This window comes from Methylobacterium sp. Leaf123 (genome assembly GCF_001423405.1).
GTDB lineage: Bacteria > Pseudomonadota > Alphaproteobacteria > Rhizobiales > Beijerinckiaceae > Methylobacterium.
Window position 1 is genome coordinate 784,690 of record NZ_LMNS01000001.1, and the last position, 10,000, is coordinate 794,689.

Sequence of the window (10,000 nt, forward strand, 5' to 3'; positions counted from 1 at the left end):
GACCGGGAGTTACGCGCGAGAGGCCATGCTGGTCGCAGGATGTCAGCAGATTCGCGCCAGTACCGTCAGACGGGGGCCGCCTGCGCTCTCGATACGCCCGAATCGTCCGACAATTGCAGCCGGTGGAGGCGCGCATAGGTCCCGCTCGCGGCCACCAGCTCGTCGTGGCGCCCGAGTTCGATCACCCGGCCGGCCTCCAGCACCGCGATGCGGTTCGCCTCGCGCACGGTCGAGAGGCGGTGGGCGATGACCAGCGTCGTGCGCCCGCGCATCAGCCGCTCCAACGCCTCCTGCACGAGGTGCTCGGATTCGGAATCGAGGGCGGAGGTCGCCTCGTCGAGGAGCAGGATCGGCGCGTTCTTGAGGAAGGCGCGGGCCAGCGAGATGCGCTGGCGCTCACCGCCCGAGAGCCGTCCCCCGCCCGGCCCAACCCGGAACGCGTAGCCCTCGCCGAGACGGGTGATGAAGCCGTGCGCCGCCGCGGCCTGCGCCGCCGCCTCGATCTCGTCCTGCGTCGCGCCGGGCCGGCCGAAGCCAATGTTGGCAGCGACGGTGTCGTCAAACAGCACGACTTCCTGCGACACCACCGCGATCGCCGCGCGCAAGGAAGCGATGGTCACGTCGCGGACATCGGTGCCGTCGATGAGAACCCGGCCCGCCGTCACGTCCTGAAGCCGGGGGACGAGGTTGAGCAGCGAGGATTTGCCCGAGCCGGAGCGTCCGACCAGCGCCGTGGTCGAGCCCGCCGGCACCACGAGGTCGATGCCCTCGAGAGCGGGCGCGTCGGCCCGGTAACGGAAATGCACGTTCTCGAAGCGGATCTCGCCCCGCGACACCGTGAGCGGACGGGCCGACGCGGATTCGCGGATCGTCGGCTGCTCGTCCATTAGGGCGAAGTAGCGCGTCAGCGCCGCCGCCGCCTCTTGTAGGATGGCGTTGAGGGTGCCGAGCGCCCGGGCCGGCTGCGCGGCGAGCAGGAGCGCGGCGACGTAGCCGGTGAAGTCGCCGACGGTGCGGTCGCCCGACATCACCCGCTGGCCCACCAGCACCAGCACGCCCGCCACCGCGAGGCCGCCGCCGATCTCCATCAGCGGGTCGAGCCGGCCGCGCGCGTTAGCGGCCTTCATCTTGAGGCGGCGCACTTCGTCCAACGCCTGCGCCGCGCGATCCTTGAGATAGCCTTCGAGGGCGTAGGTCTTGGCGACGCGGGCGCCCTGGAGGCTCTCGGTGATGAGGCTCGCGGTCGCGCCCATCTGCTCCTGAGTCGTGGTCGAGACCTGACGCAGCCGCTTACCGATCCGGTTAACCGGGCCCGCCACAAGGGGGGCCGTGACGGCGGCAGCGAGCGTCAGCAGCGGGTCCATCCAGAGCAGCGCGATCACCAGGGCGGCCAGCATGGCGACGTCACGCAGCAGCACCGTCGAGATGCGGGTCAGCGCCTCTTTGATGAAGGCGAAGTCGGTGGTGAAGCGCTGGGTGAAGGCCGCCGGGCTCTCGCGGCCGAGCTGGGCGAGGTCGGCATCGATCAGGTGGGCGTAGAGCGCGGCCTGCATGTCGGCCTCAACGCGGGTGACGACCCGGTTGGTCAGCACCGTCTGCCCGAACAGGGCGAAGCCGCGCGCGGAGGTGACCGCAATGACGATGAACGGGCCGTAGGCGAGGGCGCTCATGTCCTTGCGGTCGAACGCGTCGAAGGCGGCCTTGATGAGGGCCGGGTAGAGCCCCGTCGCCACGCCGACGACGGTGATGAGCACGAGGACCACCGCGAGCGTGGCGCGGTGGGGGGCGAGCCACTCCCGCCAGAGCCGCCCGAGCAGGGGAAGGGTGTCGCCTCTCAGGAGCGGCCGGCGCGCCATCATGTACCGTGTCTGTGCTGACCCCGGCGGAACGCCGGGGCCCGCGGTGTTTGCAGCCGTAAGGGCCGTGGATCAAGCGCAGGCGGTTGACGGCCTCGAATCACGGCCGCCGCGCGCTCCTCGCCCCGTTCTTCGTGGCACAAACGCGAACCAGGCCTTGGCGATGTGATAATGTTACATTATCACCGAGACCGAGCGGAGGAGTTTCGGTGATGGGTTTGGGCCTGGGGCGCGGCGTCGCCATGGTTGTTCTGGTGCTGCTCGGCCTCGCGCCGTCGGTGGCTGCGGCGGAGGGCGCGGGGCTGAAGGCGGTGGCGACCTTCTCCATCCTGGCCGACCTCGTGGCGCAGGTCGGCGGCGAGCAGGTCGCGGTGACGAGCCTCGTCGGGCCGGATGCCGACGCTCACGGCTATTCCCCCACGCCGGGCGATGCCCGCAAGCTGGCCGAGGCGAATCTCGTCGTCGTCAACGGCCTCGGCTTCGAGGGCTGGATGGAGCGGCTGATCAAGGCCTCGGGCACCAAGGCGCCGGTCACCATCGCCTCCAAAGGGGTGAAGACGGTCACGGGTAGCCACGACCACGATCACGCCGAGGATCACGGGCACGATCACGGCGACCACCCCGATCCCCATGCCTGGCAGAACGTGGCGAACGCCAAGCTCTACGTCGCCAACATTCGCGACGGCCTCAGCGCCGCCGATCCGGACCACGCCGCGCTCTATGCCGCGAACGCCGCCGCCTACACGCAGAAGCTCGACGCGCTCGACGCGGAGATCCGCGCGGCGTTGAGCGCAATCCCGGAGGAGCGGCGGCGCATCATCACCACGCACGATTCCTTCGGCTATTTCAGCGCCGCCTACGGCATGCGCTTCCTGGCGCCGCAAGGCATCTCGACGGACAGCGAAGCCGGTCCGAAGGACGTCGCCCGCATCATCCGCCAGATCCGCCGGGACAAGGTGCCGGCGGTGTTCGTGGAGAGCATCGCCGATCCGCGGCTGATGCAGCAGATCGCCCGCGAGAGCGGCGCCAAGGTCGGCGGGCGGATCTATTCCGATGCGCTCAGCGCGCCGGGCGGGCCGGCCCCCGGCTATCTGGAGATGATGCGCGCCAACCTCAGCGCGTTCCGGGACGCGCTGAGCTGACGGGGCGTCGCGTCCTTCGGGTGATCAGGCCGGCGCCATGATGGGCGGGCAGGCCGCTCGCGCCTCTTGACCCGGCGTCCGAGAGATTGGTCGGACCGTCCCCTCGGGGCCGCGGCCCTGCCTCAGCCGCCGGTCATCGGCGGGAAGAAGGCGATCTCCTGCGCTCCGGCGATGGCGCTGCCGGGCTTGGCGTGGACCCGGTCGATGGCGGCACGCACCACGCCCTCATTCTCGAAGGCGTAGGCGTATTCCTCGCCCCGCGTCTTCAGCCAGCCGATCAGGTCGGCGACGGTGGCGATGCCCTCGGGCGGGCTCACCGTCTCCTCGGGCTTGCCGACGCGCTCGCGCACCCAGGCGAAGTAGACGAGCTTCATCGCATTCATCCCCAACAGCACCTGACCGTGCCGCGCCCAAGATTCCCAAACCACTCAGCGCGGATCGTCGATCACGTGCCGGATCCCGGCCCTCATGTAGTCCCAGCCGGTGTAGAGCGTGAGGGCTGCAGCGAGCCAGAGCAGGACGATGCCGGCGGTGAGGCTGCCGGGAAGGACGGCCTCGCCGGCCGGGCCGGCCACAAGGAAGCCGAGGGCGATCAGCTGGACCGTCGTCTTCCACTTGGCGATGCGGCTGACCGGCAGGCCGACCTTCAGCTCCGCCAGATATTCGCGCAGGCCGGAGACCAGCACCTCGCGGCACAGGATGACGATGGCCGCCCAGAGCGACATGCCGGCGATGGTGCGGTCGGCGGTGAGCATCAGGAGGAGGGCGGCGACGAGGAGCTTGTCGGCGATCGGATCGAGCATCCGCCCGAGCGCCGAACTCTGGGCCCAGGCGCGGGCGACGTAGCCGTCGAGATAGTCGGTGATCGCGGCGGCCACGAACACGCCGAAGGCGGTCCAGCGCGCGGCGAACTCGTCCGGCCAGAACAGCAGGGCGACAACGACCGGGACCGCAACGAGGCGGCCGTAGGTGAGGCAGTTCGCGAGCGTCCAAGCCTGCGACCGGCGTCGGGGGAGGACGGCGTTCATCGACGGGGTGAAATCATGGGCGGCCGGGGGCGTCAACCGCGTCGTCGCTGCATCGGGTGCGGGCTCTCTCGGCACGGGGCTCGGCTCAAGCGTTGGCATGGAAGAAGTCGTAGACCGCCCGCGCGGTGGCGGCGTTCACGCCCGGCGCCTTGGCGAGATCCTCCAAGGCGGCACGTTCGATGGCTTTCACCGTGCCGAAATGGTGCAGCAGCGCGCGCTTGCGAGTGGGGCCGATCCCGGCAATCTCGTCGAGCGGGTTTTTCGTCATCTCGCGCTTGCGCCGTGCCCGGTGGGTGCCGATGGCGAAACGGTGGGCCTCGTCGCGCAGGCGCTGCACGAAGTAGAGCACCGGATCGCGCGGCGGCAGCTTGAACGGGCTGCGGCCGGGCACGAAGAAGGCTTCGCGGCCGGCATCGCGGTCGCGGCCCTTGGCGATGCCGACCAGCGGCACGCCGGTCACGCCGATCTCGGCGAGCGAGGCGCGGGCGGCTTCCAACTGTCCGGCGCCGCCGTCGATCAGCACGAGGTCGGGCCAGGCGGGGAAAGCATCGGGATCGTCCGGCACCTCGGCCAAAGCCGGAGCGGCCAGCTCCGGGGCCTGCGATTCGCCGGCCTCGCCCTCGCGCGGGGTGCGCGGCGTCTCCTTGGCCAGCCGCTTGAAGCGGCGGGTCAGCACCTCGCGCATCATCCCGAAATCGTCGCCGGGGCTCAGCTCCTCCGACTTGATGTTGAAGGTGCGGTAATGCGTCTTCATGAAGCCGGTCGGCCCGGCGACGATCATGCCGCCGACCGCTGCCGTGCCGGAAATGTGCGAGTTGTCGTAGACCTCGACCCGGCGCGGCGTCTTGTCGAGGCCGAAGGCTTGGCCCAGCGCCGTCAGCAGCTTGCCCTGCGACGCGGTGTCGGCGAGCCGGCGCCCGAGCGCCTCCTTGGCGTTGCGCTGCGCGTAATCGACGAGATTCTTGCGCTCGCCCCGCTGCGGCTGGTGAACCTCGACGCGGTGCTCGACCCGGCTCGACAGGGCGGCGGCCACGAGTTCGGCATCCTCGATGGTGTGACTGACAAGGACGAGCCGGGGGGCGGGCTTGTCGTCGTAGAACTGCGAGATGAACGAGGCCAGCACCTCGTCCGCGCTCATGGAGCGGTCAGCCTTGGGGAAGTAGGCGCGGTTGCCCCAGTTCTGGAAGTTGCGGAAGAAGAACACCTCGATGCAGAACTGGCCCGCCTGCTCGTCGATGGCGAACACGTCGGCCTCCTCGACCCCTTGGGTGTTCACCCCCTGCACGCCCTGAATCGCCGAGAGCGCGGCGATGCGGTCGCGGAAGCGCGCGGCACGCTCGAATTCGAGGGCCTCGGAGGCACGCTGCATCTCCTCGCGCATCCGGTCCTTCACGGCGTTCGACTTGCCCGAGAGGAAGGCGCGCGCGTTGTCGGCAAGAGCGCTATAATCCTCCAGGGCGATCTCGCCGGTGCAGGGGCCGGAGCAGCGCTTGATCTGGTAGAGCAGGCAGGGCCGGGTGCGGTTCTCGTAATAGCTGTCCGAGCAGGTCCGCATCAGGAAGGCGCGCTGGAGCGCGTTGACCGTGCGGTTGACCGCCCAGACATTGGCAAAGGGGCCATAGTAATTGCCCTTACGGCGGCGCGCGCCGCGATGCTTGACGATCTGCGGCGCCGGCCCGTCGCTGGTCAGCAGGATGTAGGGAAACGACTTGTCATCGCGCATCAGAACGTTGAAGCGCGGCTTCAACTGCTTGATGAGGTTGGCCTCCAGCAGCAGCGCTTCCGTCTCGGTCGACGTGGTGACGAACTCCATCGCCGCCGTCTGGGCGATCATGCGGGCGATGCGGTTGGAATGCGCCTGACCGCGGGCGTAGGAGCCGACGCGGGCCTTCAGGTTCTTGGCCTTGCCGACGTAGAGCACGTCGCCCTTGGCGTCGAACATCCGGTACACGCCCGGCGAGGTCGGCAGGGTCGACCAGAACCGGCGGATGATCTCAGTGCCGGCCTGGACGGCGCCGGGCTCGAAATCGAAGTCGATCTCGGGCGCCTCGTCGAGGGAGGCAGCCTCGGTCTCGTCCTCGTCGAACCCGTCGGGCGGGACGTCGTCGAAGGCGGATCGGGTCGCGCGGCTCATGGCCCCGATGTAAGCCGCGGCGATTCCGGTTGAAAGGGCCGCAGCGTCCTGAGCCAATACATTCGGTTCGGGCGACGGCCCTGCGACGCGGAGCGTCAGTCGAACAGGGCGTCGATGTCCGACTGATCGACGTGGCCGGGATCGTCCTGAAGCTTCGGCCCGTTGAGGAGCGAACTCTCGTCGTTCTCATCGACCGCGGCCGTCTCGACGGCGAGGAGATCGCGGAAGCCGTCGAGTCCGCTCCAGGCCTCGATCACGCGGTCGAGATGCTCCTCGACGAACTTCAGCACGTTGACGATCTTGCTGATGCGCTGGCCGGTCAGATCTTGGAAGTTGCAGGCTTCGTAGGCCGAGATCACGTTGTCGAGGATGCCGTCGACGTTCTCCTGGGCGGCCTTCGTCAGGCGCAGGCCGCGCATCATGTTGGCGTTGGTCTCGATCCGCTCGATGCTGCCGAGGATCGTCGACGTGGCCTGCTCGGTCGATTCGACCACCGCGTCGAGTTCGCCGGCGACGCGGCGCATGCCCTTGCCCGTGGTCTCGGAGCGGTGGAGGCTCGCGATCTCGCCCTTGGTGCGGGTGATCGCTTCCTTCATCACTTCGAGTTCGTGGCGCATGGCGAACGCATCGTTGAGTTCGCGGCGGCAGGCTTCGATGGTTTCGCCGGCACTGGCCTGCGTGATGCGGCGCAGGTCGTTGATCGCCGTCAGGATCTCGTCGAGCCGGGGATTCGGCGTTGTCTCGGCCGGAGCCGCAGAGACAACCGCCGCCGGAACGGGCAAGCCCAGGCTTTCCTCGATGCGGTAGCGCTTGGTGATCATCGGTCCGACAGGCCTTCGAGGTACAATTTCGCCTGACACAATCCCGTGCACTGGTTTCGATTTGCTGAAAGTTTCAAAAGAGCGGCCGCATTTACGGCCCGTTGACGACGACTCGGACTTAGCGGGGGCTCACACCCCAGCGGGGAATGATTCACCACATCCGTTCATCGCTCGCAGGCACGCCCCGGAAAAGACTTGCCGCATCACATGTGCAGAGCAGGGGCCGGAGATGCGGGCGAAGTGGAGCGGGGCGCTGGCGGCGCTCGCGGTGATGGGGTCGAGCGTGGTGGCGCAGGCGGAGCCGGGCCGCTACGGCGGCGGCTTCATCGAGTTCCTGATGACGGGGGAGGGGGCCGGTCCGGCCCGGCGCGCCTCCGTCGATGGCTACGGCGCTCTCGGCGAGCCGCGGCCGGTGGCCGTCGCGCCGCCGCGCGCCCGGTTCGCGGCGCTGCCGACGCGGCCGGCGCCCGAGGAGGGGATGATCGCCCGCGCCGTCGATCCGCGTTTCGCCCGGCAGGTCGTCGCCTATGACGGTCCGGGCCGTGCCGGTCAGATCGTGATCGATACGAACGCGAAGTTTCTCTACCTGATCCAGCCGGACGGGCAGGCGATCCGCTACGGCATCGGCGTCGGCCGACCGGGCTTCGTCTGGACCGGCGCGAAGACGATCTCGGCCAAGCGGGAATGGCCCGATTGGACGCCGCCCGCCGAGATGCTGCGGCGGCGCCCCGACCTTCCGCGGCACATGGTGGGGGGGCCGGAGAACCCACTCGGCGCCCGGGCGATGTATCTCGGCACCTCGCTCTACCGCATCCACGGCACCAACGAGCCGCACACGATCGGGCAGAACGTCTCCTCGGGCTGCATCCGGATGATGAACGAGGACGTGATCGACCTCTACGAACGCACGCCGGTCGGCACCCGCGTCGAGGTCATCTGACGGCATCCTGCAAAAGCAGAAGCCCGGCGCCGTGGGAGCGGCGCCGGGCTTCGCGTGTCTTCAAGACGTGCGGGCGGGATCAGGCCCAGTCGTCGTCCCCGCCATCGCCGAGGTCGCCGCCGAAATCATCGCCGCCGCCACCGCCGAAGGAGGCGTCCTGAAAGCCGCCATCGCCGCCGCCGAGCGCCGATCCGAGATCCTGGTCGCCGCCACCGCCGCCGAACATGCCGCCGCCCGTCTCACCGCCGGTCAAGCCTGCGGCCGAGGCGCTGCCGAGCTGGGAATGGCCGCCGGCAAAGGCGTTGGAGAGCGCGCTGCCGAGCAGCATGCCGCCCGCCGCGCCCGCCGCCATCGGTAGGGCGGTGGCCAGGAAGCCGCCGCCGCGCGCGGGCTGCTGAGGCTGTCCGCCCCAGGGTCCGCCCTGCGGAGCGCCACCATAGCCCTGCTGCGGGCCGCCCTGCGGACCACCATACCCGCCTTGCTGGCCGTAGCCGCCCTGCTGGCCCCAGGCTTGGCCGGCGGGGCGCTGCGGTTCGGAGCGCTGGCCGCCGCCGAAAATGCTCGACAGGAAGCCACCGCCGCCGGCCGGCTGGGCCTGAGCCTGCTGGCGCGCCTGTTCGAGCTGCTGGTTGAGGCTCTTGATCGCCTCTTCCTGCACGTAGATGAGCTGCGCCATGGCGTAGGGCGCGTAAGGCTGGCTGCGAAGCTTCTCGGCGATGAAGCGCTCCGCATCGGCGTCGCGGGCCTGTCCGGACGCCTGTTCGAGCCGCTGGAAGATGCCGTTGATGATGTCGCGTTCTTCGCTGTTCATGGAGCCGTCTCCCTGAGGCGCCGACGGCATCGTGACCGCGCGGCGGCTAGAACCGTATCCGACCTGATTACATCAGGCCGTCGTCTCTAGGTCTTTGTTTCGACGCGCATTCTTTCGACGAAGCGGTGACCACTTCGTCCGAGCGCGCCCTCAGAGATGGGGAGCAGCCGAGCTTTTGTCAGGGGTCTCGCGTCGATTACCCGCGCGCGAAGGGCCGGTTCGTATCGATGAGGGCACCCTGAACGGGCACAAAAAAAGCCCGGCGCGAGGCCGGGCTTTTCCGAGGGACGTCCGACGGTCCGGTGAGGGACCGTCGGAGATCCGGAKACTAGTACGAGCCGAACTTGTAGTTCAGGCCGGCGCGGACGACGGCGAACTCGGTCTCGCGGACCTGCTGGCCACCGCTGACGAGCACGGTGCCGGGGGTGCCGATGGAGACCGTGCGGCCCTGGTTGTCCGTCGCGAAGGCGCCACGGCCGCCGGTGCCGCGGTCGAGGTTCACGTACAGACCTTCGACCTTCAGCGTCACGGCCGAAGACTTGAAGAAGTTGGGGGTGCCGATGGAGACCGTGCGGCCCTGGTTGTCCGTCGCGAAGGCGCCACGGCCGCCGGTGCCGCGGTCGAGGTTCACGTACAGACCTTCGACCTTCAGCGTCACGGCCGAAGACTTGAAGAAGTTYAGGAACGAGTCGGTCGGGAGAGCGTACTCGATACCACCRCCGGCGGCCCAGCCGGTCTGGAAGTCGTTGCTCGACACGCCGGTGCCGAACTCACGACCGCCGCCGGAGCCGTAGGCGAAGCCGCCGGTGCCGTACACGAGGGTGCGGTCGAAGGCGTAGCCGAGGCGACCGCGGACGGTRCCGAAGAAGTCGAGGCCCGAGAGACCGGCCGGGTTGAACACCTGCTGGGCGGCCAGCGGGCTGGTCGAGAGGAAGCGGTTCCGGTCACGGCCGAAATCGGCGTACTGGGCGTCGGCCTCGACACCGATCACGACACCGGAGCCCGGGGTGAACTGGTAGTTGTAGCCGATCTGGCCACCGCCGACGAAGCCTTCGTTGGCTTCACGGTTGTTGAAGGCGACCACGGCGGTGGTGCCCGGGGGCACGAGCAGGGAGGCCGGGCCGACACCGATCACGGTGGGCTGGCGGTCGTCCTGGGTGCCGAAGCCGTAACCGGCGTTGAAACCGGCGTAGAAGCCCGTCCAGGTGAACACCGGCACCGGCTGGAACACCGGCGGGGGAGCCGCGCGGCGCGGGAGGTCGGCGGCC

9 protein-coding genes are annotated in these 10,000 nt (G+C 69.2%); 2 read left to right on the plus strand and 7 right to left on the minus strand.

Going from position 1 to position 10,000, the window contains the following annotated elements; translation table 11 throughout:
* Window positions 1-65: 65 nt before the first annotated feature.
* Entirely contained in the window at window positions 66-1,859 is a 1,794-nt protein-coding gene (locus ASF53_RS03455) for an ABC transporter ATP-binding protein (protein ID WP_056193718.1), read from the minus strand.
* A gap of 209 nt (window positions 1,860-2,068) precedes the next feature.
* Here ASF53_RS03455 and ASF53_RS03460 point away from each other — a divergent pair, with 209 nt between their 5' ends.
* On the plus strand, window positions 2,069-2,998 hold the full coding sequence (locus ASF53_RS03460; protein ID WP_056193721.1) for a metal ABC transporter substrate-binding protein: 930 nt from the start codon (window positions 2,069-2,071) through the stop codon (window positions 2,996-2,998).
* A gap of 122 nt (window positions 2,999-3,120) precedes the next feature.
* Here the strand turns inward: ASF53_RS03460 and moaD are convergent, their stop codons facing one another.
* The 4 genes from moaD to ASF53_RS03480 form a co-directional block, all read right to left on the minus strand.
* Window positions 3,121-3,372: a molybdopterin converting factor subunit 1 gene (gene moaD / locus ASF53_RS03465; RefSeq protein ID WP_041929259.1), complete on the minus strand. Its 252-nt coding sequence runs from the start codon at window positions 3,370-3,372 to the stop codon at window positions 3,121-3,123.
* Window positions 3,373-3,426: 54 nt separating this feature from the next.
* On the minus strand, window positions 3,427-4,026 hold the full coding sequence (gene pgsA / locus ASF53_RS03470; RefSeq protein WP_156635354.1) for a CDP-diacylglycerol--glycerol-3-phosphate 3-phosphatidyltransferase: 600 nt from the start codon (window positions 4,024-4,026) through the stop codon (window positions 3,427-3,429).
* Window positions 4,027-4,111: 85 nt separating this feature from the next.
* Window positions 4,112-6,160 (minus strand): excinuclease ABC subunit UvrC, encoded by a 2,049-nt coding sequence (uvrC, locus tag ASF53_RS03475; RefSeq protein ID WP_056193937.1) that lies wholly within the window; start codon window positions 6,158-6,160, stop codon window positions 4,112-4,114.
* Between the two features lie 95 nt (window positions 6,161-6,255).
* A complete protein-coding gene (locus ASF53_RS03480) occupies window positions 6,256-6,981 on the minus strand; it encodes a protein phosphatase CheZ (RefSeq protein WP_056193728.1) in 726 nt (241 codons plus the stop codon).
* Between the two features lie 229 nt (window positions 6,982-7,210).
* Here ASF53_RS03480 and ASF53_RS03485 point away from each other — a divergent pair, with 229 nt between their 5' ends.
* Window positions 7,211-7,921, plus strand: a complete 711-nt coding sequence (locus ASF53_RS03485; protein WP_056193730.1) for a L,D-transpeptidase — start codon at window positions 7,211-7,213, stop codon at window positions 7,919-7,921.
* A gap of 79 nt (window positions 7,922-8,000) precedes the next feature.
* On the opposite strand, the gene ASF53_RS03490 is transcribed toward ASF53_RS03485, so the two are convergent.
* Window positions 8,001-8,732 carry a DUF2076 domain-containing protein gene (locus ASF53_RS03490; protein WP_056193733.1) on the minus strand — a complete coding sequence of 244 codons (732 nt, stop codon included), beginning with the start codon at window positions 8,730-8,732 and terminating at the stop codon, window positions 8,001-8,003.
* Between the two features lie 328 nt (window positions 8,733-9,060).
* A partial coding sequence (locus ASF53_RS03495; RefSeq protein ID WP_056193940.1) for an outer membrane protein occupies window positions 9,061-10,000 on the minus strand: 940 nt, incomplete at its 5' end.